Origin of the sequence: Paenibacillus mesotrionivorans (genome assembly GCF_046098205.1) — a bacterium.
Lineage (GTDB): Bacteria > Bacillota > Bacilli > Paenibacillales > NBRC-103111 > Paenibacillus_AR > Paenibacillus_AR mesotrionivorans.
Window position 1 is genome coordinate 274853 of the sequence record NZ_JBJURJ010000004.1, and the last position, 26545, is coordinate 301397.

General features: G+C 54.2%; 21 protein-coding genes and 1 pseudogene. 17 read left to right on the forward strand and 5 right to left on the reverse strand.

What is annotated here, in order from left to right:
- Positions 1-410: 410 nt before the first annotated feature.
- Entirely contained in the window at positions 411-1217 is an 807-nt protein-coding gene (locus ACI1P1_RS07820; protein ID WP_416215807.1) for a helix-turn-helix domain-containing protein, read from the reverse strand.
- 155 nt (positions 1218-1372) lie between these two features.
- Between ACI1P1_RS07820 and ACI1P1_RS07825 the strand changes: the two genes are divergently transcribed.
- The 4 genes from ACI1P1_RS07825 (at position 1373) to ACI1P1_RS07840 (ending at position 7403) form a co-directional block, all read left to right on the forward strand.
- On the forward strand, positions 1373-2089 hold the full coding sequence (locus ACI1P1_RS07825; protein ID WP_416215808.1) for a hypothetical protein: 717 nt from the start codon (positions 1373-1375) through the stop codon (positions 2087-2089).
- The gene (locus tag ACI1P1_RS07830) at positions 2083-3945 is read left to right on the forward strand and encodes an FAD-dependent oxidoreductase (RefSeq protein ID WP_416215809.1); all 1863 of its coding nucleotides are present in this window, start codon (positions 2083-2085) and stop codon (positions 3943-3945) included. Before ACI1P1_RS07825 ends, ACI1P1_RS07830 begins: the two co-directional genes overlap by 7 nt.
- 671 nt (positions 3946-4616) lie before the next feature.
- On the forward strand, positions 4617-5594 hold the full coding sequence (locus ACI1P1_RS07835; RefSeq protein ID WP_416215810.1) for a 2-hydroxyacid dehydrogenase: 978 nt from the start codon (positions 4617-4619) through the stop codon (positions 5592-5594).
- Between the two features lie 27 nt (positions 5595-5621).
- A complete protein-coding gene (locus ACI1P1_RS07840; protein WP_416215811.1) occupies positions 5622-7403 on the forward strand; it encodes an exo-alpha-sialidase in 1782 nt (593 codons plus the stop codon).
- Positions 7404-7545: 142 nt separating this feature from the next.
- On the opposite strand, the gene ACI1P1_RS07845 is transcribed toward ACI1P1_RS07840, so the two are convergent.
- Positions 7546-7695 (reverse strand): hypothetical protein, encoded by a 150-nt coding sequence (locus tag ACI1P1_RS07845; RefSeq protein ID WP_416215812.1) that lies wholly within the window; start codon positions 7693-7695, stop codon positions 7546-7548.
- A 399-nt stretch (positions 7696-8094) separates the two neighbouring features.
- Between ACI1P1_RS07845 and ACI1P1_RS07850 the strand changes: the two genes are divergently transcribed.
- The 7 genes from ACI1P1_RS07850 to ACI1P1_RS07880 all read left to right on the forward strand — a co-directional run bounded on the left by ACI1P1_RS07850 (position 8095) and on the right by ACI1P1_RS07880 (position 20190).
- Entirely contained in the window at positions 8095-9777 is a 1683-nt protein-coding gene (locus ACI1P1_RS07850; RefSeq protein ID WP_416215813.1) for an extracellular solute-binding protein, read from the forward strand.
- Positions 9778-9875: 98 nt separating this feature from the next.
- A complete protein-coding gene (locus ACI1P1_RS07855) occupies positions 9876-10775 on the forward strand; it encodes an ABC transporter permease (protein ID WP_416215814.1) in 900 nt (299 codons plus the stop codon).
- Positions 10776-10796: 21 nt separating this feature from the next.
- Entirely contained in the window at positions 10797-11672 is an 876-nt protein-coding gene (locus ACI1P1_RS07860) for a carbohydrate ABC transporter permease (RefSeq protein WP_416215815.1), read from the forward strand.
- 36 nt (positions 11673-11708) lie between these two features.
- The gene (locus ACI1P1_RS07865) at positions 11709-13511 is read left to right on the forward strand and encodes a sensor histidine kinase (RefSeq protein ID WP_416215816.1); all 1803 of its coding nucleotides are present in this window, start codon (positions 11709-11711) and stop codon (positions 13509-13511) included.
- Positions 13483-15237 carry a response regulator transcription factor gene (locus ACI1P1_RS07870; RefSeq protein WP_416215817.1) on the forward strand — a complete coding sequence of 585 codons (1755 nt, stop codon included), beginning with the start codon at positions 13483-13485 and terminating at the stop codon, positions 15235-15237. Before ACI1P1_RS07865 ends, ACI1P1_RS07870 begins: the two co-directional genes overlap by 29 nt.
- 25 nt (positions 15238-15262) lie before the next feature.
- Entirely contained in the window at positions 15263-18061 is a 2799-nt protein-coding gene (locus ACI1P1_RS07875) for a sugar-binding protein (protein WP_416215818.1), read from the forward strand.
- Between the two features lie 44 nt (positions 18062-18105).
- Entirely contained in the window at positions 18106-20190 is a 2085-nt protein-coding gene (locus ACI1P1_RS07880) for a beta-galactosidase (RefSeq protein WP_416215819.1), read from the forward strand.
- A gap of 158 nt (positions 20191-20348) precedes the next feature.
- Here the strand turns inward: ACI1P1_RS07880 and ACI1P1_RS07885 are convergent, their stop codons facing one another.
- On the reverse strand, positions 20349-21614 hold the full coding sequence (locus ACI1P1_RS07885) for a BaiN/RdsA family NAD(P)/FAD-dependent oxidoreductase (RefSeq protein ID WP_416215820.1): 1266 nt from the start codon (positions 21612-21614) through the stop codon (positions 20349-20351).
- A 205-nt stretch (positions 21615-21819) separates the two neighbouring features.
- Here ACI1P1_RS07885 and ACI1P1_RS07890 point away from each other — a divergent pair, with 205 nt between their 5' ends.
- The 3 genes and pseudogenes from ACI1P1_RS07890 to ACI1P1_RS07900 all read left to right on the forward strand — a co-directional run.
- Positions 21820-21942 carry a hypothetical protein gene (locus ACI1P1_RS07890; RefSeq protein ID WP_416215821.1) on the forward strand — a complete coding sequence of 41 codons (123 nt, stop codon included), beginning with the start codon at positions 21820-21822 and terminating at the stop codon, positions 21940-21942.
- Between the two features lie 152 nt (positions 21943-22094).
- Positions 22095-22526 (forward strand): BrxA/BrxB family bacilliredoxin, encoded by a 432-nt coding sequence (locus ACI1P1_RS07895; protein ID WP_416215822.1) that lies wholly within the window; start codon positions 22095-22097, stop codon positions 22524-22526.
- 62 nt (positions 22527-22588) lie between these two features.
- Positions 22589-22798: pseudogene (locus ACI1P1_RS07900) on the forward strand (pyridoxal-phosphate dependent enzyme); the annotation flags it as partial.
- 194 nt (positions 22799-22992) lie between these two features.
- Here the strand turns inward: ACI1P1_RS07900 and ACI1P1_RS07905 are convergent.
- Positions 22993-23610, reverse strand: coding sequence for an MBL fold metallo-hydrolase (locus ACI1P1_RS07905; RefSeq protein WP_416215823.1), 618 nt, complete (start codon positions 23608-23610; stop codon positions 22993-22995).
- Positions 23597-24172 (reverse strand): PadR family transcriptional regulator, encoded by a 576-nt coding sequence (locus tag ACI1P1_RS07910; protein ID WP_416215824.1) that lies wholly within the window; start codon positions 24170-24172, stop codon positions 23597-23599. The genes ACI1P1_RS07905 and ACI1P1_RS07910 overlap by 14 nt, the downstream gene beginning before the upstream one ends.
- 251 nt (positions 24173-24423) lie before the next feature.
- Here ACI1P1_RS07910 and ACI1P1_RS07915 point away from each other — a divergent pair, with 251 nt between their 5' ends.
- The 3 genes from ACI1P1_RS07915 (at position 24424) to acpS (ending at position 26528) form a co-directional block, all read left to right on the forward strand.
- On the forward strand, positions 24424-25218 hold the full coding sequence (locus ACI1P1_RS07915) for an adenine nucleotide alpha hydrolase family protein (RefSeq protein WP_416215825.1): 795 nt from the start codon (positions 24424-24426) through the stop codon (positions 25216-25218).
- A 67-nt stretch (positions 25219-25285) separates the two neighbouring features.
- A complete protein-coding gene (locus tag ACI1P1_RS07920; RefSeq protein ID WP_416215826.1) occupies positions 25286-25492 on the forward strand; it encodes a hypothetical protein in 207 nt (68 codons plus the stop codon).
- Between the two features lie 637 nt (positions 25493-26129).
- Positions 26130-26528, forward strand: coding sequence for a holo-ACP synthase (gene acpS / locus ACI1P1_RS07925; protein WP_416215827.1), 399 nt, complete (start codon positions 26130-26132; stop codon positions 26526-26528).
- Positions 26529-26545: the final 17 nt, after the last annotated feature.

Sequence of the window (26545 nt, forward strand, 5' to 3'; positions counted from 1 at the left end):
GTTAGCCCCTACGCCCCGCTGCCCATATTTGCTTAACCGGTTCTCTCTCCAAATGTACAAGAACCCATAAAGGTCTACCCAGCATTGAGCAGGCGGATGAGCGTGTGGCGACGTGTAAAAAGCTTAGGTTTATGGAAGACGGTTGCAGCTCATGAGGGTCCCCAAACGGACAGATGCGCGTGGAGTCACGAAGGAGAATTCCCTTACCTGCCTCCACTAATCAGAGTCCAGCAGCCGATGCCAACCATAGGGATGAAAAACACAAACCGGGGACGGAGGTTCCCGGTTTTTTGCGCGTTTACACTGCAGCCTCTCCTTTGCCGGTAGATTTGGTAAAGTTTTGTATGGTCTTCACACCTTCGGCCAGCAGCAGAGGACGGTTCCTGTTAGGCTGATTCCTGTACCAGCCCTCACTTTTCCCCGCGGTTTGGACGGTAATCCCCAGGTATCCGGCGGGTCAGGCTGTGGAAGGCCTTGTAGAAGTTGGAGATATTCTGGAAGCCGCAGTCCATGGCAATATCCAGAATGGTCCGGTCCGTCTCCTCCAGAAGGCGGATGGCTTGGGCGATGCGCTTGCGCTTGATGTATTGGGCGGGGCCGATGCCGTTGTACTTGGTGAAATAACGGGAAAAAGCAGTGCTGCTCATATGGGCGATCCCTGCCAGCTCCGTCAGCGTAATCCGCCGGGTGTAATGCTCGTCAATATAAGCCAGTACCTGCTTTATCAGCGGATTCACCCGCGGTCCGCCGTCGGGTGTGAAGCCGGTCCGTCTGGCGGATAATGCCAACAGCTGCATGACGGAGGAGATGAGAATCAGGTTGGTGAGGCCGTCCTGGTTGTGGGACTCGTCCATGATGCTCTTCAGGATAAGAAGCATAGCGTCGTCCGCCGCTACAATCCGGTGGGCATAACCGTCCACCTGCTCTGTGAACAGGGGAAGCAGGCCGGAGTCGAAGAGGAGACGCGGCTCGAATTCCATTATAAAAAATTCCAGTTGCTCCTCTGAAGTAACCTGTTCAATGACCCGCTCTTCCTCATTGTTCAACAGGACCAGGTCATTTGCCTTGACCCCGCATACATCCCCGGCAATATTCCAGAAGCCGCTGCCCTTCCTGATCCAGACAGCCTTGAAGCGGTGGGAGACGTGGAGCTTCTGGGAGATCGTCTGATTGGTGAATGATTTGAGTTGAATCGAAATGCTTCGCTCAGGCTCCATTCCTGGCCCTCCTGCAAAAAAGTAGATATTACCGTCAAAAGAGTAGACGAGGAAATTCAGGTTTATTTATATGATAAAGCCAGAACGGCAGTATCACAAGTCGCAAAAAAGTGGAGATGAACAGAGTCTCCCTTTTTCAAAAGGAGGAAGCTGGGATGAGGTATGATCTGGTGATTATCGGAGCCACGGCAGCCGCTCTCGGATTGGCCAAAACGGTCCAGTCCGGTTTGAGCACCCTGATCGTGAACCAAACGGAAATGGTGGCCTATGAGTTTGTCAATACCTTCCGGGAGCCGGAGGTGTATGCTCGGGGAGCATTTTATCATAAGGCGTTCAAGGAGCTGGAGGCGGATGTGCTGCTGGGTACGGAGGTAGCCGGAATGACGCGCAGTGCAGAAGGCGGTTATGTACTGGAGCTGTATAACACAGCCGGTTTTCAGACTGTAGAGACATCCCGCCTGGTGGACACCACAGCGGAGGCGCCCGAGGTTCGGCTGCAGGGCAAATCCTTAAATGCGCTTCTGATCCAGCAGCAGGGAAAATCCGTGCCGGATATGGAATGGGAGGCCTTCAGCCTGGTTCCCGAGGCCCAAAGCCATGCTTACAGTACGGCTATTCTGAAGATGGCCTGCCCGGAGGGGGAAACGGTGGCTACAGCGCGGCACCGTCTGGTGGAGGCATGGCTTTCCCGGCCGGAGGCTCTTGGGGAGTGGGAAATAGCCGCGATTGCTTTTGTCTTCGAGCAAATTCCGGTTCAAGGGAAGTTTATGGCAGAGGATGGACGCCGGTTCCTGGTTTCCGCCGCATATGCCGGACCCGCCCAAAGTGAGGAAGCGGGAATCCAACTGGGAAGGAGCTTGTTGGCATGCTGAATTATAGAAGAATGGTAAACGGCTATTTGACGGAAACAACGGCAGAGGGAGCAGTGTTTGCAGAGCAGGTCGATGTGCTGGTGGCCGGTGCAGGCACGGCAGGAGCGCTTGCTGTTATTGCGGCTGCTGCCCAAGGAGCCAATACGCTGGGAGTGGACCGGCTGCCCGGAATCGGCGGAATGGGCACGATGGGGTATGTATCCAGTTATTATTACGGTCTGGACGGCGGATTGCATGTAGATATCGATAGAGAGGCTCAGGGGATAGGCAGGGAGCATTTTCTGGATCGGGTGGAAGCGAAGAAATATCTGATGGAGAACCGGATTGCCGAAAAGGGTGGCAGGCTGTCTCTGGAAACCGCTGTAACCGGCGTTTATATGGAGGGCGGTACGATCAAGGGGGTTTCGCTGCTGTCGGGGGGCAACCAATGGAATGTCGGCTGCAAGGTGCTGATTGATGCCACCGCCGACTCTGCTGTGGTGACGCTGGCAGGCTGTGCCACCGTTACCGGACGGGAATCTGACGGCAAAACCAGACCTTTTACCAGTGTGAAGGTCTGGCTGCATGAGAATGGCACCATTACCCGGACCAATCACGACAGCGGGTATGTGAACCAATATGATCCCTTCGAGCTGTCCCGGGGCATTCTTCAGGCCCACGCCAGCCAGTTGCTGGAGGAATTCAGCGACGAGAAGAAGAGGGTCTTGTTCTTTGCTCCCTTCATCGGCATTCGAGAGGGCCGGATCATCGACGCCGAGAAGAATATTGCCATTGATGAGGTTATCACGGGCATGCAGGAGGAAGAAACCTTATTCTACGGCTACTGCGATTTTGACAAACATGGTAAGGACCATGCCCTGGAAACCGATGCACTGCAGGATTTATATGTGGCGGCCAATCTGAGCACCGTCTGCTTCACGGTTCCGGTAACTCTTCGCTCCATGACGCCCAAGGGCTTCACGAATCTGCTGGCGGCCGGACGCCATGTGGGTATGGATCATGATGTAGCCAGTCTGCTGCGAATGCAGCGGGATATGCAGAAATGCGGTGAAAGTGCAGGCGTTGCGGCTGCTCTTGCCGCTCTGGACGGTGTTGCACCGGCTCAGGTGCCGTACAGCAGGATCAAGAGGATTCTGGAAGAATCGGGCTGCCTCACGGAGGAGCATAACAAGGGCATGTGGTTCGATGATTCCTTCCGCAGGGAGAAGATCCATTGGATGAAGGACCCGGAGGCTATTATGGCGGAGCTTGCCACCGACAAGCCGGGGATTGCTATCTACTCCTGCAAGCTGCTGGGTGCGACGATTGCTCCTCTGTTGAAGGAATGGCTTACTTCGGAGGACCGGCTGCTCCGGTATGCCTCCGCCATTAGTTTGGGGCTGACCGGTGACCCGGCTGCCGCTCCGGTGCTCAGGGAGATTGTCCGGGAGCGGGACGCCTTCTATTACAAGGACTGCCGCCGCACCAACCAGTTCCGCAGCGTAATCGCCATTTATGTGCTGGGCAAGCTGGGGGACCGGGAGGCTCTGCCGCTGCTTCGGGAAATCCTGTGTGACGAAGGGGAATATGACAAGCCGCTGTACCACGAGATCAAGGAGCCCAGCTATAAGCTGAATACCAGCAAGAACTTTAATGAGCTGTATTACCAGATCATCTCCCATGCGGCGGTGGCCCTGATGCGTATGGTCAAGGCGCACCCTGACTTGACAGAGGAAATACGGGGAACGCTGCTGCGAGCCTTCAAGGATGACCGCCACCTGCTGAATGTGACCACGCTGCCGAAGCTCACCTTTGAATATGAGACGGTGGAAAACATCAAGAGCCAGGTGCTTCGTTTCTGTAAGGCATCCCAATGAGCTGTCCACCTTCTTCAAGTATCCGCCCAAGCATTCAAGCTGCCTGCGGAGTAACGCCGGTCAGTGCTTCTCCATTAAGCCGGACGATGCAGCAGCTTCCTGTTGCGGTAACCGAAGCTCTTTTCCGTTATGTAGTGCAAGCCATTATTCAGCGCACCTCATCTCGGCCGCTTCCGCCGGACACCTTAGCTCTCATCGATGCCACCAAGGAAAAAGTCTTGTGGATGTACGCCTGATAAAATCAAAATTTAGTGCAAAAAAAAGCTAAAATAAGTGGATGGATTAGCCGGGAAATTATGTTACTCTTTCCTTGCACGAATTGGAGAACCACATCAACTGATGAATTGTTCGCAAAAGGAGGAACCGTTTGAAGGTGCTGGACCGGATTCGTGAAACGGCCAGTATGTGGATGAGGTCCGCTGGGGCGGATTGCTCTGGCCGCTTGCCTGCAGGTGGATGTAACCGCGTTGATCCTAACATATTTGACTACACTGACGGGTATGTAAAAGTTCCGCAAGCCCCATGATTGGGAATTGAGATTAAAGAAGAATATGTGCGGGAGCGGGAGGGGCAGATGTGCTGCACAGAGGCGTCATGCAACCAGAGGTGAAGAATCGGCAGGACGGTAGCTGCAGTCAAGGGTAGTATCCGACAAAGGAGAGGGTCAGGTAATGGGCAAGCCGGTAGTATTTATACCATCCAGGGTGCCGGAGGAAACAGTGCAGTACTTGTCTACGGTTGCAGATGTGGACTACCGGGACGAAGAGGAGATGCTGGACGAGGAAGACTTTCTGGAGGGAGTGAGCCGGGCTGACGGGCTGCTTATATACTCTCGCAACAAAATCAAGCATGACGTGCTGGAGCGGGCTCCCAAGCTGAAGGCAGTGTGCAATATTGCCGTGGGGTACGACAATCTGGATCTGGAGGATTTGACTCGCAGAGGGATTGCCGCTACCAATACACCGGATGTCCTGACGGAGACCACCGCTGATCTGGCCTTCGGTCTGCTCATAGCCGCCGCCCGGCGCATTCCAGAAGCCGATCATTATGTGAAAAGCGGCCAATGGTCCGGCTGGCTGCCCAGCCTGATGCTGGGCAAGGATGTCTACGGAGCCACTCTGGGGATTGTCGGCTATGGCCGGATTGGAAGCGCTATTGCAAGGCGGGCCCGGGGGTTTGAAATGAAGGTGCTCTACTGCAATCCGGAGCGGATCCTTGGAGATGAACAGCAGTTGGGTCTGGAATATGCTTCCTTGGACGTATTGCTGCGTCGCTCAGATTTTGTGCTGCTGCAGGTTCCGTTAACCCCCAGAACCTGGGGGATGATAGGGGAGAGAGAGCTAGCCTTGATGAAGAAGGATGCCTTCCTCATCAATTCATCCAGGGGCGGGGTAGTGAATGAGGATGCACTAATCAAAGCGCTTACTGAACAATGGATCGCCGGAGCGGGACTGGATGTGTTCGCGCAGGAGCCGCTACTGGCAGGACATCCGTTTCTTACCATGAAGAATGTGGTGACTTTGCCCCATATCGGCAGCGCCACCAGGGAGACACGGGCGGCTATGGCTATGAAGGCTGCAGTAAATATGGCCTTCATTCTGCGGGGAGAGCGTCCGGCCAATCTGCTTAATCCTGCCGTATGGAAGTAATAATGAAGCAGAAAGAAGGGGAATGCTGTGCAGGATTGGCGTAATATTATTCACGGCCATCATATTCCGAAGGAGCATTATTGCGATCAGCCCTATGTCGTAGTAGCCAAAGACGACAGTTGGGTCTGCGTGATGACTACCGGGCAAGGGGAGGAGGGCGAGCGGGATCAGCATATTGTTGCTACGATCAGCAAGGACCAGGGCAAAACTTGGTCGCCTCTCATTGATATTGAGCCCTCCGGTCCTCCCGAGGCTTCGTGGGTTACTCCGTTTCTTGCTCCCAGCGGCCGCATTTATGCGTTTTACACCTATAATGGGGATAACATGGAACGGGTAATTGCCCGGTACGAATGGGCGGCCAGACGGGTGGATACCTTGGGTGACTTTGTCTTCAAGTATTCCGACGACGGAGGATGGACCTGGTCTGAGCAACGTTATACGATACCGGTGCGCCGCTTTGAGATTGACCGGAACAATCCCTACGGGGGTGAAGTGTTATTTTTCTGGAGCGTGTGCAAGCCTGTCGTCCATAAGGGCAGCCTGTACATCGGCCTTGCCAAGGTAGGCAGCTTCGGCGATGGCTTCATGGAATCGTCCGAAGGGGCATTCGTGCGAAGTGACAACCTGCTCACAGAGCAGGACCCTTCCCTGATCCGCTGGGAGACTCTTCCCGATGGCGATGTGGGACTTCGGGCTCCTGCCAGCCCAGTAGCCGATGAACATAATCTGGTCAGTATGGGAGACGGGAGTCTGTACTGCACTTACCGGACTACGGAAGGGCATAATTGCCATGCGTACAGCAGGGATGACGGGCACACCTGGACTGCCCCTGCCCACGCGGTATACATCCCTGGAGGGCGCAAGATCAAGCATCCCCGGGCAGCCAACTTCGTGCGAAGGTTCGCTAACGGCAACTATATCCTGTGGTTCCACAACCACGGAAAAAATTGGGCGGCAGAAATGACGCCGGAGAAACAGGGACAGCCCTATGAGCTGCGCAATCCCGTATGGTTGGCGGGCGGAGTGGAGCAGGATGGCTTCATCTACTGGTCTCAGCCAGAGATTGTGCTGTACGCGGATGATCCTGCGGTAAGAATCAGTTATCCGGATTTTATTGAGGATGGAGAACGGTATTTCATTACAGAAACTCAGAAGAAGGTTGCCCGCGTACATGAAATTGACCGGGAACTGCTTGAAGGCATGTGGAAGCAGGCAGCGCGCCTGGCGAAAGGAGAGTCTGGAGAGGTAGCCGTTGCAGTGGAGGGGTTAGTGCTTGAGCTCTCGGGAAGAGAGTGCTCCAACGGAGTAACGGCAGATTGCCCGCCGCTTCCAGATTTGCTTAAGGGCGACAGTTTCACATTGGAGCTGCGGTTCGTGCTGGAGAGTCTGGCACCGGGACAGATTCTGACTGACTGCCGGGGAGCCGACGGGGCAGGCGTGGTCCTGCACACCAACGCTGAAGGCAGCGTGGAGATGGAGTTGAATGACGGGCGGACCCGTTCCGTGTGGGATTGCGATCACGGTTTGTTGTCGGTGGGAACGGAGCATTGTGTTGCGGTTATTGTGGATGGGGGAGCGAAGATCATCAGCTTCGTGGTGGATGGGACGCTGTGCGACGGCGGAACAGCCCGACAATTCGGCTTCGGCCGCTTTAACCCGTTCATGCGCAGCGTGAACGGCTCCGGCCGGCTTGTCGCGGCTCCTTCTATGCAAGGCAGGCTGAGCAGCCTGAGGCTCTACAACCGCTATCTGACTGTTGCCGAAGCAGTAGATAATTACCAGGCAGGGCAGCTGCAGCCGCTTGGCTAAAGGGGCATTTCCCGGCAGATATCCCCACCTGCACTCGAATAAACATACAGAATGCCGCCGCAGCGCCAAGAAGGAGCACAGGTGTCGCCGCAGGTATCTGCGGCGACAGCCTCAGGAGGCTTTTGGGTATCCCCGCCAGCCCTCAGGCTAGGGGCTTGTGCTCCTTGCGGTAAGAGGCGGGGGACATCTGCTCTTGTCCCGTTGTGCTCTGAAATCCCAGATAGGAAGCAACCGAATCCAGCCTGTGATAAAGCAGAACGGGAATATCCTGGAATACCGATTCAACTGCCAACCTCAAGTCCTCTGCTGTCTGGAATGTAACTTCATCTCTTGTTCAGCGCTCCTCGCTCACTTTCACTTTTTTTCAGGACGTTTCCTCAGTCTTCCCCAACTCTCAACCTCCTAGAGCTGTTGCGTTTCCTCTGAGCTTCTCGAGCTTCTTGAACCTGTCTTTGTCCCCCATGATCTAGGACGTATAACTCGTGTACATTATGCTGTAAAGTCGCTCCCTCCTATCGGAGCAGCTTGGCGATGAAGAGTCATCGCTTCAGGTTGTGACCGGGACTGTGAGCTGATGGCTCAACAAGTTATCAATGCATAAGAGAAGTAATCAAATGCTCGTAGCCTAGCTCCCGCCTGCGGCACTATAATAGGGCCAGAAGCACATTATTGACCACCCGGGGGGAAGAGCATGAGCGTTGTATTCAACAAAACAGTGGCAGCGGCATTGGCCGGCTGCCTCACCTTATCGCTTGCCGCAGGCTGCAGTAGCAAGGAGGAAGGAAACACAGCCGCCAACCAGAATCCGGCGGTAACGGAAGCACCAAAGCAGAGTCAGGCCAATCTTCCCGCCAACTCCTTCAATCCGCCGATTGAAGTGACTACCGCCAAGCAAATGTACAACGCCGCCAAATTTGTCGATGGCCAGACCAACGACAAGAACGTATGGACCGATCTGTTCGAAAAGGAATTGGGTATCAAGCTGAAGTACGCCTGGACCACCCCCGAAGGAACAGATTACAAGACCAAGGTGAATGTAACCATCGCCTCCAACGCCCTGCCTGACTTCATGCAGGTGAATGACAGCCAATTCGGCCAACTTGCCGAGAACAAGCTGATTGCCGATCTGACGGATGTGTATGACAAATACGCCTCTGCCGATCTGAAGAAAATTATGAATGAGGCGGGCAACGCCTTGAAGATGGCCACCATCAATGGCAAACTGATGGCTCTGCCTTTGCCGGCCGCTTCCGTGGATCAGGCCCAACTGGTATGGATCCGCGCAGATTGGCTGAAGGCGCTGAACCTGCCTGAGCCTAAGACCATGTCGGACCTGTATGCCATTTCCAAAGCCTTCACTGCCAAAGATCCGGACGGCAACGGTAAAGCCGATACCTACGGCATTTCTTTGTACAAATCCTTCAACACCAACAACGCCAGCCTGATGGGCTTTGTCAATGGCTTCCATGCTTACTATGATCAATGGATAGAGGACAGCACAGGCAATCTAGTTTACAGCTCCATCCAACCGGAGATGAAAGCGGCTCTGCTGAAGCTGAAGGAAATGTTTAAGGCGGGCCAGATTGATAAGGAATTCGCCGTTAAAGACCGGACAAAAGCTATTCAGGATCTGTCCGCAGGCAAAAACGGAATCAACTTTGCCACCTTCTCTTCCCCTACCACTACCTATCAGGCCGGATATGATCTTGACCCCAAGGTGGATTGGAAGCCGTATCCGCTTTTATCGGTGGACAGCCAGCCGGTCAAGGCGCAAATAACCGCCGATGCAGCGGGTTATTTCGTAGTCAGCGGCAAGTCCCAGCATCCCGCAGCGCTGATTCTGCTGGCCAACAAGGTTGTGGAGAGGTACAAGAATATTCAGACCAAGGATGACCCGTATTTCTTCTCCGCTAACAACTATCACCTGTATACCGATCTGGGCAGCTTCATTCCTGCTACCCGCAATCTGGAGAAGTACAAGGCGATCAGAGAGGCGCTGAAATCAAAGGATTCCTCCAGGCTGGTAGGCGATCAGCTTACGGATTACAACAACATCCAGAGCTTCTTGAAGGGCGAAGCCCCCAAAATGTGGAGTGTGAACAAGCTGTATGGGGAAGGGGGAGCGTTCTCCATCAATCAGTACTATTACGACAACAAGCTGTACAGCAGATCCCTTTTCTATGGGGCGCCCACAGCCAGCATCATCGAGAAGAAGGCATCGCTGGATACGTTGCAGAGCACCGTCTTCACCAAGATCATCATGGGAGATGATGCGCCGGACGAATTCGAGAAATTCGTCAGTGACTGGAAAAAATTAGGTGGAGAACAAATTATCAAGGAAGTTAACGAATGGTATAAAAATACGAAAAAATAAAGAGAAACCGGATGTACACCCGGGAGCGGCGGGCAGGCTCCGCACAGCGGCAATCACTTAAGCCCGGGTGTATATCAGAAAATGGAAAGGAGTGCGCCATGCATGCCAAAACCAGGAATTCCACATTGCCTCTGCATCTTATGCTGCTGCCCGGGCTGATCATTCTGCTCATCTATCAATATACACCTATGGGTGGGATCGTGATTGCCTTCGAGAAGTTCCAGGCAGCCAAAGGGGTATTCGGCTCCGATTGGATCGGCTGGGGCAACTTCAGATATGTGTTCCAGCTGCCCAACTTTATCCAAGTGCTGTGGAACACGGTAATCATTGCTTTCATGAAAATAGTCGTGGGACTGCTGGTCCCGATTGCCGTCTCCCTCCTGTTGAATGAGATCCGTGTGGTCTGGTTCAAGCGGACGGTGCAGACCCTGGTTTACCTGCCTCACTTCCTCTCCTGGGTTATCCTGGGGGGCATTCTTATTGATGTGCTGTCTCCCTCCCACGGCATTGTCAATCAGGTGCTGCAGGGTGTAGGAATGGAGCCAGTGTTTTTTTTGGGAGACAATGACTGGTTCCGGTACGTGCTGGTCATTACGAATGAGTGGAAGGAGTTCGGCTTCGCTACCATCGTTTATCTGGCGGCACTTACCAACATTGACCCGTCCCTATATGAAGCCGCTGCTCTGGACGGCGCCTCCCGTCTCCGTCAAACCTGGCATGTGACACTGCCCGGTATGGCCCCCATTATCATTCTGATGGTGACCTTGGCCATGGGACAGGTATTGAATGCCGGCTTCGAGCAGGTATTCAACCTGTATAATCCTGCTGTATATCAAAGTGGTGATATCATCGACACCTTCGTTTACCGGATCGGCATTCAGGAGGCGCAATACGGCGTGGCTACCGCCATTGGATTGTTCAAGTCGGCGGTGTCCTTCCTGTTCATCTCCTCCTCCTATTACCTGGCGTACAGGTTTGCCAACTACCGGATTTTCTAATCGAAGGGGGAAGATAGCTATATGGTTGAACGCATTTCTTTATCCCGTAAGCTGTTTCTCGCAGGTGCTTACGGCCTGCTTGCCTTACTGTCATTACTGTGTATGATGCCGATCATCCATATTCTGGCGGTATCTTTCAGCGGCAGTGCGCCTGCAACGGCAGGCTTGATCAAATTCTGGCCAGTCCAGTTTACCTTAAGCTCTTACGAGTATGTCATGAACAAGCCTGAATTTTTCCGGGCTTTCGGGGTTTCTGTACAGAGAATTGGACTAGGAGTGACCCTGAATATTTTCCTGGCTGTTATTATTGCCTATCCGCTGTCCAAAGAAATCACTGTTTTCCGGGCCAGGACCTTGTATACCTGGATCTTTGTTTTCACGATGCTGTTTAGCGGGGGTCTGATCCCCACCTTCCTGACCATCAAGGCTACAGGTCTGCTGGATACGATCTGGGCACTGGTATTGCCCGGTGCGGTCCCTATCTTTCTGGTGATCCTGCTGCTGAACTTCTTCCGGGGAATTCCCCGAGAGTTGGAGGAGGCCGCATTCATGGACGGAGCGGGACATTGGACCACCCTATGGCGGATCTTCGTTCCTTTGTCCCTCCCGTCACTGGCCACTATCACGCTGTTTTCCACGGTCAACCATTGGAATGCCTGGTTTGACGGCTTCATCTACATGAACCGGCCGGAGCATATGCCCCTGCAGACCTATCTCCGGTCTGTAGTGATAGACCGGGACACGACTCTGCAGAATCTGCCGGAGCTTCAGGAGGTGACGGACCGGACCTCTATTGCGGCTCAAGTATTTCTGGGTTCGCTGCCGATTCTGCTGGTTTATCCGTTTCTGCAACGCTTTTTCATAAAGGGGATGGTGCTGGGAAGCGTGAAAGGATAGAATGGTTGTATCTATTGCCCCGGGAGGGAGCCAACCTTGTTTAAGGCACATATCCAGAAGCTGAGCCTGTCGATTTTTCCGAAAATCATCATGATGTTTTTGCTTCTTCTCCTTCCGCTTTATACAGCGGGCCTGCTCGTCAATCAAAAGGGAGAGAATAATGTGCGCAGGGAGATAGCAGGGTCGGTGCAAGCCCGGGTCCAGTATTTCAACCGTTCCTTGGAACGGGAGATTGAACGTATGGTGCAGCTCCAGCAGCAATATGTCAATGACAAGAACCTGCTCGATCTAAGTGTTTCCTCTTCCATTCTGAGCGACTTCCAGAAATCCCAGGCGATCAACGCCCTGTATGATAATTTGCTGCTGCTGAAGTCTTCCAGCCCTTATGTGCAAAGTGTCAGTGTCCATTTGTCAACTATGGGCAAGACCATCACGACGCAAGGCTACGTGCTTCCTCTGGAGGAGGAGAAATTCGATTTCCTGAAGCTGTCCGCCTCCCAGTCGTCGGGTCCCCTAATTATCTGGTCGAACCGTCTGTTTTTGCGGAGTGTCTACCCCGACCGGGTTTATGATGCCGGCCAGAGCCGCAATCCCCTGTATATTCTGGAGATTGAACTGTCTAGCAGCGAGGTGAAGGAGGAATTGGAGCATATTCTGGAGCCGAACAATGGGGCTGTATTGCTGCAGAACGACAGTTGGGTGCTGACAAGCTCAACAGCTCCGGAACTTGCGGAGGAACTGCAGCAGTATGCCAACGGGAGCGGAAGAGTGGAGCGCGAGATGTATACCACTTCCGTGGAATCGCTGCGGCTAACCAGGGGTGATTTCCTCATTGCTCAAGCCTCCTCCCCTCTTCTGGGAACACGCCTCATGATTGCCATGCCGGAGCGGGAAATATTCGGGCCGTTGCAGACATACCGGCAGATGTTCTGGGTGCTGCTCCTGGTGTCCATTGTCGTGGTGGTTATCTTTGCCCTCTGGATATTCCGCTATATTCACCGCCCGCTGGTCCGCCTCATGAAGGTATTCAGGCAGATGGAGAACGGTAATCTGGAGATGGAGATTTTCCACCGGGCCAAGGATGAGTTTCATACCCTGTACACCCAGTTCAATACCATGGTCCGCAAGCTGAAGGCAGCCATTGACGAGCTGTATGAGCAGAAACTCCATACTCAAAAGGCGGAGCTCAAGCAGCTCCAATCCAATATTCATCCCCACTTTTTGTACAACACCTTCTATATTATTTACCGCATGGCCAAGGTAGAGGACTTGGACAGTGTCCGCAAGCTGGCACGCCTTCTGGGTGATTACTTCCGCTTTATCTCTCGCAATGCCGGAGATGAGGTGCCCTTGCTGCTGGAGGTGGAGCATGCGCGCAACTACATGGATATTCAGGCCTTCCGCTTTGGCAACCGGATCAAGATGAGCTTTGGAGAAATTCCTCCAGGCTGCGGACACATACAGGTGCCCAAGCTGATATTGCAGCCGCTGATCGAGAACGCCTTTCACTATGGGCTGGAGCATAAGGGCCAGGAGGGGAGGCTTGAAGTGGAAATGGAACTCAGACAAGGAGTTCTTGTTCTGTCCGTCCACGATAACGGGACAGCTCCCGAGGCGGCTGCTTTGGAGGCATGGAATAAGCGTCTGGACCACAGAGAGCCCTTATTGGAGATCACGGGCACGATGAATGTACACCGTAGACTCCGTATGAAGTTCGGACCTGACAGTGGCATGGAGATATACAGGAATGAATGGGGCGGCGTCAGTGTGAGATTGCTGATACCTGTAGATGAATGGAAAAAGGGGGAACATGATGTACCGGATTCTGGTCGTGGATGACGAGCCATATGTAGTGGACAGCCTGGAGGAGATGCTGGCAGATGCGTACAGCGGCAGGCTGGATGTATGCAAGGCTTATTCGGTGGAGGACGCCATCACTTTACTCGACCGTTCCAAAGCAGATATTGTTATCTCCGATGTCCGTATGCCTGGAATGGGCGGACTTGCGCTGCACAGGGAAATCAGGAAGCGTTGGCCGGCCTGCAAGGTTATTTTTCTTACCGGCTATGATGATTTCAGCTATATTCAGGACTCTCTGCGTACCGGTGGCGTGGTGGATTTCATTCTGAAATTGGAGGAGGATGATAGGGTTCTTGCAGCGGTGAACAAGGCCATCGGGGAGATCGAGACCCAGATGGACCACAGTCGCGCCCTGAGCCAGGCCCGCTACAGGCTCAAGGAGGCTGTCCCCCTGCTGCAGCAGGAATACTGGCTGCATCTGTTAAGGGAGCCTCCGGACAGTCTGGCAGCCATTGACCTCCAATTTGCAGCACTGGATATTCCCTTCAGGGGGGAGGAACCGGTACTTGTAATCGTGGGCAAGGTGGACCGCTGGCAGGAGGATGTGACCTGGTCGGATAAGTCGCTTCTGCTGTACGCCATTGCCAATATCGCACAGGAGCTGTTGGGACCAGAGGTGCGGTTCGCCCAGGCCAATTGGGATTACAACAGCCTGGTGTGGTTTTTGCAGCCGGGAGACTGGAGGAAGCAGGGGGCAGGGATAGAGCCGGGAGACACTGCTAATCTGGTGGAGAACAAGCTGCAGGAGCCCGAAGGTGAAATCCATCCTGCCCATACCTGGGGTATGCTGCGGGCTTATGCCTGGGGGATGCTTGAGGCAATTCAAACCGCCTGCAGCCGGTTTCTGAAGCTTTCTGTGTCAGCCGCTGCTGCAAGCGAATCCTGCTCCTGGTCCGGGGTAGGAGAAAAAGCAGACTCCCTTAAGTTCATACTCAGCAGTGAAGACGGCAGCGGGGCAGAGATGGTTTTGATCGATGAACGGGGGCTATACGCGCCGAAGGCCGGAGTCAGCAATCCCGATCCGGCAAATCCGACACCCGCTTACGAACAGCGCTTCAGGTATAAGATGAAGGGACTGGGGCTGTTGGAGTCTTATCTGGAGCGGAGAGAAGAAGCGCCGTTCCTGGCCCAATTCCACGAGTTGGCCCAGACTATGGAGGAGGCACCCGCCACATTGCGGCTGGAATTTTTCTGTTCTCTGTCAGTGCTGCTCCTCTCCTGCATCAACAGGAGGGACCCGGCTGTATTAGCACCCGCCGGTATTAGCCTGGATAAGCTCACCGATCTGAAACTGCATGCTTCCTGGAAGGAGGCGATCCAATATCTTGCCTATGTAGCCGGGCAACTCTTCCGGTTGCAGGAGAGAGAGCTGAACCGCAGCCAGGACCATCTGATTGAACGGCTGCACGACCATATTAACCAGCATCTCTGCGATGATCTGTCATTGACAAGGCTGGCGTCACTTGTGCATCTTCATCCGTTTTATCTGTCAAGGCTGTATGTCCGCCTTACCGGCAACAGCTTGTCCGATTATATTATCCAGGTCCGAATGGTCAAGGCCAAGGAATTGCTTGCCGCAAGCGAGTTGAAAATCCATGAGATTTCTTCTGCGGTGGGCTATGAGTTTGCCCCGTCCTTCAGCCGTGTCTTTAAGAAGCTTTGGGGAATGACACCCCAGGAGTTCAGGGATCAAAGCAATAGGTAAAAATCTATTTATGAGGGAAGTGGATATGATGAACCGGATGAAACGCTATCTCTTTCTGTTTGTTGCTTTACTGCTATTTTCAAGCGCAATCCCCGCATTTCCCGCCAAGGCCGCCGCTTCCGTTAGGCTGTCCTTTGACAACGCGGCCAGTGTGGCGGAGGCGAACCTGGCTGCAGGAGGGGGACAATCCCAAATCACCCTGGATAGCACCTTGTATTTTGGAAGCGCTTCATCGGGAAAAAGTGTCAAATTGGCAGACCGGCAGAGCATGTATTACCGGCTGAAAATCATGAATGCTTTTGACGGACTGGATTTGGCTCCCGGCCAAATTTATACCATTTCCGCCAGGGTCAGAGTCAACAGTGCAAGTGTGAACAAGGCGGGGATGTTTTTTCTGTCCGTAATCGACAGCACTGTTCCCCAGGAATATACGAAGGCCGCGGAAAGCTACCTAGCCACAGATCAGGGTTGGGCCGAGCTGAAGATGATCTATACGGTGGGAACGGCGCCTGTATTGGGAATTGCCGTGGAGCAGGTCTACGCGGACTCGCACAGAAATGTGGTATCTGCCGTGAATATTGACGAGATTATGATCAGTGAATACGAGGAGCCGGCCGAGCCAGCTCCCAGTGTCCCGACGGCGGTCTATAAGGGGACTCCTGTGATTGACGGGCAGTCCGATGCCATCTGGCAGATGGCGACTGAAATCAGTACGGATATCTTCAGCAAAGGCACCTCGGGTGCAACGGCCAAGGCCCGGCTTCTGTGGGATGAATCGGCTGTTTATGTGCTGGCCGCCGTATACGATCCGGTCAGGAGCGCGGTAAATCCTCTGGCTTACGAGCAGGATGCTATAGAAATATTCCTGGATGAAAATCACGCAAAAACAAAAATATTGGACTCGGACGATGCCCAGTACCGCATCAGCTGGGAGAATCGGCGGACGCTTGGCGGGCAGGCGCTATCCAGCTTTGCATCCGCCACTGCGGCTACGAATTACGGCTATCTGGTGGAGGCAGCGATTCCGGTGCAATATGTCTCCGCAGCGCCGAATGTGATCATGGGCCTGGAGCTTCAGGTTAATGACGATCCGGGAACAGGCAAGCGGGAATCTATCGCCAAATGGCGGGACCCCACCAATAATTCCTACAAGGATGCGTCCCGCTGGGGGACGATCCGGTTGGTGGATGCCACCTTGCCCAACGATGGAGTGGAGCTCAGCCTATATCTAGATGGGAAACGGGTCCCTTTCGATGCCGCCGGACCAGAACTGCGCAACGGGGTTGTGATGGCTCCTGCAGCAGAGCTGTTCACTGCGCTGCATGCGGCTGTAAGCTCGAATTCGCAGACCGGGACGGCCTCCATTGTCCTGGGCGGTTCGACACTGACAGTCTCGGCAGGCAGTTCGCAAGCATGGCTCAACGGACAGCCGATTGCCTTGGAGGCAGAGGCTGTAATGGAAGGAGGTTTCCTGCTGGTGCCCGTCAGTCTGGCCGAAGCGCTTGGGGCAACAGTAAGCTGGGATGCGGCCGCGGAAATCGTGTATATGAAGTCCAACCACATCTATATTCAAAAGGCCCAAACGCAGCAGGAAATATGGGGATTCGGCGCATCTGCCAACAATCCTGTTAATGATCTGAAGAATTCCCCCAACCAGACGGCTAAGGAGGGCATTCTTGACAAGCTGTTCGGAACATCGGGCAACAGTGCAGGCTTGAGCATCGTACGACTGGAGATCAATCCCTTCCTCAAGACGGATCCGGTTCCAGCCAACGCCTTGCAGGCAACGGCACATCCGGCTGAGGGTGTCTGGGATTGGGATACGGACCAGCATCAGATCTGGTTCTCCAATGAAGCTATTCAACATGGAGAAGATATCCGCTTCTATGCGGTTCCCTGGAGCGCCCCCGCCTGGATGAAGGATAACCAGTCCGAGGTTAACGGCGGCCATCTCCTTCCCCAGTATTATGACGCTTATGCCAACTATTTGAAAACCTGGGTGGAACGGTACCGCAATGTGCACGGATTTGATATCCGCTGGCTCAGTGTCCAGAATGAGCCGAACACCATTGTGCCTTACGCTTCTGCGGCCTATACCCATGAGGAAATGGATATTGTCGCAGGCAAGGTGGCTGATGCGGTTCATAACGCAGGGCTGCCTGTAATGGTAGGAGCGCCGGAAGGGAATACGCGCTTAACTACCCACGAATATTTGAGCAACATGAGTGAACAGACCAAAGCGAAGCTGGACTTTATTCCCACTCACTTTTATGGAGGCAATACCAACAATCTGGCTGGCTTCGGAAAGCCATTGTTCCAATCCGAGGTTTCGTATACGACCTCTAATGTAGCCAATATCAGTGACGGGGTGGATAACGCCAAACAAATCGCCGATGCGTTGTCATTAGGTTATCATGGCTGGCTGCGCTGGTGGTTCGTCTCCCCCAACAACGGGACCAGCGGAGAGTCACTGGTGCAGCTGAGAACAGACGGCACATACAGCTATAATAAGCGGTTGTTTACCATGGGACAGTTCAGCAGGTTCATCCGTCCCGGCTATGTGAAGGTTCAAGCGGAAAGCGGCTATAAGGGGCTGATCGTAACGGCGGCGAAGGACTCTGTTACAGGAAAGGCAGCGGTTGTGGTCATCAATGATTCCATGCAGGCTATTCAATCTCCAGTATACGGCCTGACAGCCCCGTCCGTGAATGTGTACCGGACCAGCGCTTACGAGGATATGGCTGCCTTGGGTCAGCAGACTGTTGTGAACGGAACCCTAACCCGCAGCTTCCCGGCGCAAAGTGTAACAACGCTTGTAGAGTAGACACATTCAAGCCAGAATGGAACGGAATTGCGGAGGGATAGCAGATGGAGACCAGAGAGACTATACGGATTGGCAGTCAGTTGTTTATCAATAAGGAAGACACACCGGAGCAAGTGCGGCGCTGGGTATGTCAGATGGGGGAGAACGGTCTTCTTGTAATCCGGTTGTTCATGGTTTGGGAGCAACTGGAGCCGGAGAAGGACAAATGGGAATTTGCCAATTATGATGCCTGCTTTGATCAGGCGCTGGAATGCGGGCTTGCAGTGGTCCCCACCCTGATGTCAGGCAGCCCGCCTGGCTGGATGCATCTGACGGACAGCATGCAGGAGCTGGCGGATCTGGATGATCCGTCGTTTGAAGCAAGCTCAGCGAATTATATTGATCAGGTGGTCAAAAGGTACAGGGATCATCCTGCCATGGATTCATGGATTCTGTGGAATGAGCCTACCCGAGTGATTGGGCAAGGACCGCATGGAGAGCAAGCCTATGTGCGTTATTTGGAGGAGGCCTTGGGCAGCATCACTGCCTTCAACGCTGTCAGCTACCGGCAGTTCAGAAGCTTCACGGAGCTGGCGAAGGCCGGCTGCGGCAGGGGGCAGGAAGGGCAATTGCCCTTCCGTTCCTTTGCCGAGCAGATGGTGAGGAGCCGCTTCTCGGTGCATAATCTGTGCCTGCATCTGGCATTTATCCGGGACCGGATTCGCAGACTGGACACCCGGCACCCTGTTCATATCAATCCCCATAACTTGCAGCGGGAGCTGCAGCATAAGGGACAGTCTATCTGGAGAGAGGCTGAACTGGCTGATTTTCTCGGCTGCTCAGCCCATCCCATGTGGCATTCGCTGCGCTTTCCGGGACGCAGATGGGGGCAGTCGGTCGCTTTTTTCGCCGACCTGATGAAAAGCGCTACCCTGCATCCCGCAGGACTGTTTTGGGTGACGGAACTGCAGGGAGGAACGACGCTGTATTCATCCAGCCATCCTTATACCCCGTCGGGTGACGTGGTCAGGCAGTGGATCTGGGAAGGATTGGGCTCCGGCGCCAGAGCAGTTGTATTTTGGTGCTTTAATTCCCGCAGCGGCGGGTACGAGGGGGGCGAATGGTCGCTTTTGAACCAGTTGGAGCAACCTTCACCCAGACTTGAAGCGGCGCGGGAGACGGCTGAGCTTCTGAAGCGCCATGGCGGACTGCTGGAGCTGTCCACCCCTGAACCGCCACAGGTGCTGATTGTATATTCCGAGGCATCCTGTGCGCTGGGGGAAGCAGAGGGGCAGGGAACGGAACCTGCATGCCCCCGGAACAAAAATATGTACATGGACGCTATCGCTGGAGCATGGCTGATGTGCTCGGATCTGTCCATCCCTGTCATATTCCGCAATGAGGAGCGTTTTGTTCGGGAGCCGATTCCTGATTCGGTGCAGGCTGTGCTGCTTCCAAATACAATTGTGTTGGGGCAAGCGGATTTGGTGCGGCTCGAGTTATTTGCCAAGGGCGGAGGAGTGATCATAGCAGACGGACTTTGCGGCATGAAGGATGCGGCCGGGAACATCGATCGTGAATCGCTGCGGAGGGTAGCTGCCTTGTTCGGTGCCGCAGTGCAGGATATCGAGACGGACGACAGCGGTCTGCTTATGACAGACGACAGCGGAACAACATGTCCGGGATGGTTCTATCGCTTGCTGCTGGCATTGGAAGAGGAGAGCTTGCCTGCAGCCTGGTTTGAGGACGGGAGGCCGGCGGTATCTTTGCGAGCGTTAGGAACTGGGAGGCTGATCAGAGTGGGCACCATCTTTTTCCAGTCCTATTTTGCCAACCCGGATGAGCGCTTGCTTGCATTCTTTGGCGGACTGATAGAATCATCGCTGAACAGACAGGATTTAATCCGCTTAGATAACGGGAGCAGCAATCTCCGCCTCCGCCGGTTAGCCCATCCCCAGGGAGCGGTTGTTATCTTGATCAACACGGGGCAAACAAGTGCAAAAGCCTCCTTGCTAGCGGCAACCTCAGGCCAACTGATTGATCTGGCCACAGGACGCATACTGGAGGTTACGGATAGTACCTTTCCCTGTCATCTGGAAGTAGAAGGGAACGGAACAGAAGTTTGGTTCTTCCGCAGAAATGATGCATAGCTGCAGAGACAGAACGCGACGGATTTGATTTATGGTTAGCAGAGCTATCAGCGGAGGAATAAAGGATCGCTAAGCAAAAGAGGGCTGCTCCCTAGTGAAGATTCCCACTAGTGGAGGAGCCCTTGTTTTTGCGGTGTATGCCTTATCATCCGGGTCGTTCATTGTAATGCCATTGCCGCCGCTCCGGTACCTGCCGCGTGGCCGGTGCTGAAGGCAGCGGTAATGTTGTAGCCGCCGGTGTAGCCGTGGATGTCCAGGACCTCCCCGCAGAAGAACAGCCCCGGCATCAGCTTGGACTCCATTGTAGCCGGATGGACCTCCTTCAGGTTTACTCCCCCACCGGTGACGAAGGCCTCCTCCAAGGACAGAGTGCCGGAAATTTGCAGCGGGAAGGCCTTCAGCACCTGGGCCAGAGTCTGGACAGGCTGCTTGGGCAGATTGTCCCCGGTGACCTCCTCCCGCAAGCCGGACTTGGCCAGCAGTATCGGGATCATCCGCTCCGGCAGGATACGCTTGAGCACATTCTTCAGCGCCTTCTTGGGCTCCTCCTGGGTTAGCCCGGTGAGCCGCCCGTACAAGGCCTCGGCGGATTCCTCCGGAAACAAGTCCAGGGTGAGACGGACGGAGGGGAGATCAAATTGCTTCCTCACCTTATACACAAATTGGCTGCATCGTAACGCAGCGGGTCCGGAGAGACCGAAGTGGGTAAAAATCACATCGCCCCGGTGAACCGCCGCTGTTTTGCCCTTCGGGGTCCACACCGATACGGCGATATCCCGCAGGGATATCGCCTGCAGCTCCTTGCTTTGGATAAAAGCATCCCGGCTGACCAAAGGCACCTCTGTGGGGAAAAGCTCGGTAATGGTGTGGCCCGCCGTCTCCGCCCAGGCATAGCCGTCTCCCGTTGAGCCCGTATGGGGAACGGACTTGCCGCCAACCGCCACAATGACTGCGCCGCTTCCGATGATTTCGCCGGTGCGGAGCTTCACCCCCGCCGTCCGGCCTTCCTCATACAGCACCTCTGCTACCGGCTGGTTCGCGCGTATGTCTACCTGGAGCGCTCTGACCCGGTCTACCAGGGCGTTAACCACGGTTTTGGCTTTATCCGTCACGGGGAACATCCGGCCATTGTCCTCTTCCTTCAGGCGGATCCCCATCTCCTCAAAAAACGCCATGATCTCCCGGTTGCCGAAGGCAGCCAAGGCGCTGTACAAAAACCGGCCGTTGCCGGGGATATGCCGGATCAGCTCATCCAGATCCTTGGCATTGGTCACATTGCAGCGCCCGCCGCCGGAAATTCCCAGCTTGCGCCCCAGCTTGTCCCCTTTATCCAACAGCAGGGTCCTGGCCCCGCGGCTTGCAGAGGCAATAGCGGCCATCAGGCCGGAGGGGCCGCCTCCGATCACAATCACATCATATAACATGGGAAAAAGGCCTCCATTATCGTCCTGATATATATGCTTATGGTGCCTAATCCGCCGCAGTAAGTCAAGCCGGAGGGCCACCTTTCCGGATGCGAAGCTGCCATTAAGAGGGAGCCTGCCCGTCATAGTCCCTCCGGCCATAGCGCATACTAACGCCGGCAGCTGCGAAGGCGCCGATCCGATAACCGGAAAGGAGATGACGAAGATGGCCAACAAAGGAACCTCCAAGATGGAAAAAACCAAGGACTCCCTGAAAAACTTCAAGCCGAACCGGAACAAAACGGCGGAGGATAAAATGATCGACGGACCCAATGCTCCTGCCGAATAAAGCAGGGACTCCGGGGTATGCCGCCAGCCGCCCATCCGCTTTTTGCCTGCCGGTAAAAAGGGTCAATCCAGTTGCGCGAAGAGGTCCGGCATGTGATAATACTACTTAAGATTAATTCTCAAAAGAAAATTAAGCTTAAGGAGGAAACATACATGTCAATGACATTTGATGCGTATATGCGCGATGTGGTTCAACCCATGCGCGAGGAGCTGACACGGCTGGGCGTGAAGGAGCTGCGCACCCCGGAGGAAGTGACAGAGGCTTTGGATAATGCAAAGGGAACGGCGATTGTGGTGGTCAATTCCGTCTGCGGCTGCGCGGCGGGCAATGCCCGTCCTGCGGTGGCCCAGGCCCTGCAGCACAGCAAGCTGCCTGACCGGCTGTACACTGTGTTTGCCGGACAGGACAAGGAAGCGACAGCAAAGGCCCGGGAATATTTCGCGCCTTATCCGCCATCCTCCCCGTCCATTGCCATCCTGAAGGACGGCAAGCTGGTGCAGCTGATTGAACGCCACCGGATCGAGGACCGCACCGCCGGCGAAATCGCCGCCGATCTGAAGGACGCTTTTGACCAATACTGCTAAACCAATACTGATAAAGACAAGTGCCTGAAAGCATCAATCCGTTCCGGGGTTCCGGGACGGTTTTTTTTGTTGCGGACAGCATCAAGGACAGAATCGGTTATGCCATGATAACCGCGGCAGAGGAGCAGGGTTTGATCAACAAGGACTCTGTCATCATTGAACCCACTAGCCGAAATACGGGAATAGCCCTGGCTTTTGTCGCTGCGGCCAAAGGCTACCGGCTGATTATTACCCTCCCGGAAACCTTCAGCGTGGAGAGGCGGAAGCTTCTTGCCAAAAAAGAGGGGCTGCTTGCGGGCATTTCCTCCGGCGCAGCAGCCTCAGCGGCAGCACGGGTGGCGGCAAGACCCCAAAATGCCGGAAAACCATTGTGGTGCTGCTGCCGGATTCCGGCGAAGGGTATCTGTCCACTACCTTGTATGAAGACAATTCATCAATAAGGCATAGACGGCGGGAGCAATAACCGTTAATGAACCGGAAATTGGCCGCCTTCCACAGGACTGCCGTGGGCGGGACAAACCCAGTCATAAGTCGATTGGGAAATGCGCTTGACGGAGTCCTGCAGGAGGCGGTCGTCCCAGTTCCAGCCGGATGGGTAAGGGATTAAGCTGCCCTTACGGTTTTTGACCAAATCGCCGGCAAACAGGATGTTCCCGTAGAGCAGACAGACATGCCCCGGCGTATGACCGGGAGTGGGGATAACCGTCACCTCGCCGAACCGCTCCCCGTATGCGGCGACCTGACCCGGCTTTTTGACAGGGATGAGATACGGCAGATATTTCTTGAAGCTTGGCCGATGGACAGCGCCTGTAATATACGGGATATCATCCGCCGAAGCCCATAGCTGCGCCCCGGACAGCTCCTGCAATGCGGCGGCATTGCCGATATGATCAAGATCATGATGGGTCAAGAGAATATGCCTGATATCTCCGGGTTGAACGCCCATCCCCGCCAATTCCTTCAGAATAGCCTTTCTCTGCCACGGGAAGCCGGTATCAATGAGCATCACTTCTTTGCCCATGATCAAATACACATAAGCGCCTTTGGTAGAATTAAGCACATACACCCGGTCATTGATTTTCATGCCCGTCCCCCTCCATTTCTTCAAGCTCGCGGATGCATTCCTCCGCCCACAGGATTAAAGCCTCATTGGACATACGCGCCCTTTTTTCAATAAACCGCCAATAGATGGGATTTGTACCGGAAGCTGCTGTTTCCGAAGCTTTCCGGATGCCGTCTCCGATGGCGGCAATGTGAGTTTCCCTCTCGTGCTTCTTTTGGGCCCAATACCGCTTCATTTGCTCCAGCATCCCGTCCCTGCCGATTTCCGCCCCAAAAAAGATCCGGACCAGAAATTCATCCCGGGTTTCCTTTGACAGCCATTCCGGAAAATCCTGCAGCCATGCCTGAAACGCATTTTTTCCTTCACTGGTGATGCTGTAGATTTTTTTGTCAGGCCGGTCCTGCTGCGGCTCGATGACGGATAAGACCCATTCTTTTTTCTCCAATGCAGCAAGCTCCCTGTAGATTTGGCTTAATTGAGCGGGCCAAAAGTTGCCGATGGACTGGTCAAACAGCTTTTTCATTTCGTATCCGGTCATGGATTGATAGCTTAATACTCCCAAAAGGGCAAACTGTAAGGACATATGACATTCTCCTTGGTCGCATTTCATATTATACTTGTTGAATAATATTATACATGTGTAATATAATAATTTCAAATTCTTATCATTCGTCCCGCTCTTGAAATCCCCGGTAGGAGGTCTATACTAGAAGCAGACAGATTTTTGAAGTGAAGTTATATGACCTGACTGGCGGGGAAAAGAACGGATGTGAAATTCTGTAACTAATCCCGTAACGGAATCTCACCAATTTCCAGTAGAAGGGTGGATGGACCATGAGCCTGCAGGAGGAGATCATTGCCCGGTTTGGGGTGAAGCCGGTGATTGATCCGGAAGAGGAAATCGGGAAGCGAGTGGCTTTCCTGAAACATCATATGAAACAGGCGGGAGCCCGCGGCCTGCTGGTTGCCATCACCGACGAAGCGGACAGTGCGGTAGCGGCAGCCTTGTGCAAACGTGCCGCGGACTCTCTGACGGAGGAATCGGGCAGGACTTATATGACCGTGGGTGTGCTGCAGCCATATGGCGAAGAACCGGAGCTGGAGGCATGTTATGCCTTGGCCGGTGCCCTTGGTCTCAAGCATGTGATCGAAACCAATACGGAGGATGCGGTGAACGAGATCGCCCTGGAATCCGAGTTTGGCCTCAAGTCCATGGGCATCCACCAGCATTTGGGACGGGGCGGCAAGGAGCGGGTTAAGGCCCGGACGCGCAGAATTATGCAGGGGGCATTGGCAGGAGAGCTGAACCTGCTGGTGGTAAGCCATGACCATGCCTCCAAGTCGGCAGCCGGAACATCGGCAGCAGAAGCCTGGGCTGGCACTGACGTCAGACCGTTGGCTTCCCTGACAGGCAATCAGATCCGCCAATTGGCTGCGGCTCTTGGCATCCCGGGGAAAGCCGCCGGTGTGTTAAAGCACGGGACGGCGGAATTCTCCCTTTCAGTTGTGAGTCTGGAGGACTTCAGCTTGTATCTGGAGGGCGGCACACTTCCCGAAGCCACCCGCGATAAGCTGGAGGAGCAGTACCGCCGCACGGAAAAGCTGCGGTCACTTCCGCCGGGAATCTGACCTGGAGCCCACGCATCTTCCTGCCCCTTTAGGGAAAGCTATTCCCAAGGAAGGGAGGGAGCCAGTGATGGATAAAGAAGAAATCCGGAAACTCGAGCCCAAGTATATCGGCAATACCCGTCATTTGACGGAAGGGGAGGCGGGGGAAATTATGCATGACCCTGCCAATGAAGAGGACGATGACAATGACGCTTTGAGCGGGATTGCTCTTGCGTCGCTTGCTTTTGCAGCACATGAAAGCGGCAATACCGGCGGTGGAGGCACCACGCAATAAACAATCCCCCCAATGGAACAGACCTTTTCGCAAAAGAATGGAACAAAAAGCCCGCTGTATCCGGCAAAACTGGGAACGGCGGGCTTTTTTTGCGCATATCAGGGTGTGTATCTATCGAGAGCCTAGCCTGGCTGCAGCACTCCCGGGAAAATGATAGCGTACAACAAATGTATGCTATTGGCATAAAAATCCGGGAAAACCGGCAATTATCATACATAAAATGGATGCTAAAAGCGCTCAAGATCTGGAAAATCGGCAGAATGGAGGGGATAGGATACATTTTATGATCGCTATTTGCGAGAATCGGGGGCAAATAACCGAATAGGATACATTTTATGGCGCTTACGTCCAATGGGGGAGAGGAGGAGCCGCTTGCAGCAAGACTCAACCATTTCTCTCTCACGCCAAAATGCACTGTTCGACGCAAAATTACCCAGGCGTTTTTCCGCTTTGGGGTATTATTTTGTATTTTGGCTGCGATCTATATAAGATGGAGTGAAGGCGCAGAAATGGGGCCAGTCCCCCCGATGCGCAAAAAATATGCATGTGGTCTTGGTATGTGTCCGCGGATGATGTAAACTGGTAAAATAATGCCGTTTTTGTAACACATCCTTGCAAAACGAACGGAGGCAGCGGTTTGATCAGGGGCATCGGCATGGACTTGGTGGAAATCAGCCGGGTCCAATCATTTATGGAAGGCCAATCCGGAGACAGGTTTGTCAGCCGTGTGCTGACAGCCGGGGAGCAGATGCTTGTTTCGGAGCGGAAAAACAGGGCCGCGGAGTTTGTGGCCGGGCGGTTCGCCGCCAAGGAAGCGGTTGTGAAGGCTTTGGGCACCGGTATTGGCGCAACGGTGGGGCTCCACGACATAGAAGTTCTCCCGGATCCATCAGGAAAACCGGTGGTGAACCTGTCACCGGGTGCACTGGAGCGCCTGGGATATGGGTCCGATGATCTCAAGCTCCATCTGAGCATCACCCACACGCGGGATTATGCAGCCGCATATGCCGTGGCGGAGACAGCCGACGGTATGTAAGCAGAAGGGCGGGACGT

What these genes read in the sequence shown, in the direction of transcription:
- ACI1P1_RS07905 (WP_416215823.1), bottom strand. Translation starts at nt 23,610, where the DNA reads ATGAAAATCAATGACCGGGTGTATGTGCTTAATTCTACCAAAGGCGCT.
- ACI1P1_RS07825 (WP_416215808.1), top strand. Translation starts at nt 1,373, where the DNA reads ATGAGGTATGATCTGGTGATTATCGGAGCCACGGCAGCCGCTCTCGGA.
- ACI1P1_RS07855 (WP_416215814.1), top strand. Translation starts at nt 9,876, where the DNA reads ATGCATGCCAAAACCAGGAATTCCACATTGCCTCTGCATCTTATGCTG.
- ACI1P1_RS07830 (WP_416215809.1), top strand. Translation starts at nt 2,083, where the DNA reads ATGCTGAATTATAGAAGAATGGTAAACGGCTATTTGACGGAAACAACG.
- ACI1P1_RS07915 (WP_416215825.1), top strand. Translation starts at nt 24,424, where the DNA reads ATGAGCCTGCAGGAGGAGATCATTGCCCGGTTTGGGGTGAAGCCGGTG.
- ACI1P1_RS07890 (WP_416215821.1), top strand. Translation starts at nt 21,820, where the DNA reads ATGGCCAACAAAGGAACCTCCAAGATGGAAAAAACCAAGGACTCCCTG.
- ACI1P1_RS07835 (WP_416215810.1), top strand. Translation starts at nt 4,617, where the DNA reads ATGGGCAAGCCGGTAGTATTTATACCATCCAGGGTGCCGGAGGAAACA.
- ACI1P1_RS07920 (WP_416215826.1), top strand. Translation starts at nt 25,286, where the DNA reads ATGGATAAAGAAGAAATCCGGAAACTCGAGCCCAAGTATATCGGCAAT.
- ACI1P1_RS07870 (WP_416215817.1), top strand. Translation starts at nt 13,483, where the DNA reads ATGATGTACCGGATTCTGGTCGTGGATGACGAGCCATATGTAGTGGAC.
- ACI1P1_RS07850 (WP_416215813.1), top strand. Translation starts at nt 8,095, where the DNA reads ATGAGCGTTGTATTCAACAAAACAGTGGCAGCGGCATTGGCCGGCTGC.
- ACI1P1_RS07875 (WP_416215818.1), top strand. Translation starts at nt 15,263, where the DNA reads ATGATGAACCGGATGAAACGCTATCTCTTTCTGTTTGTTGCTTTACTG.
- ACI1P1_RS07885 (WP_416215820.1), bottom strand. Translation starts at nt 21,614, where the DNA reads ATGTTATATGATGTGATTGTGATCGGAGGCGGCCCCTCCGGCCTGATG.
- ACI1P1_RS07910 (WP_416215824.1), bottom strand. Translation starts at nt 24,172, where the DNA reads ATGTCCTTACAGTTTGCCCTTTTGGGAGTATTAAGCTATCAATCCATG.
- ACI1P1_RS07880 (WP_416215819.1), top strand. Translation starts at nt 18,106, where the DNA reads ATGGAGACCAGAGAGACTATACGGATTGGCAGTCAGTTGTTTATCAAT.
- ACI1P1_RS07860 (WP_416215815.1), top strand. Translation starts at nt 10,797, where the DNA reads ATGGTTGAACGCATTTCTTTATCCCGTAAGCTGTTTCTCGCAGGTGCT.
- ACI1P1_RS07820 (WP_416215807.1), bottom strand. Translation starts at nt 1,217, where the DNA reads ATGGAGCCTGAGCGAAGCATTTCGATTCAACTCAAATCATTCACCAAT.
- ACI1P1_RS07895 (WP_416215822.1), top strand. Translation starts at nt 22,095, where the DNA reads ATGTCAATGACATTTGATGCGTATATGCGCGATGTGGTTCAACCCATG.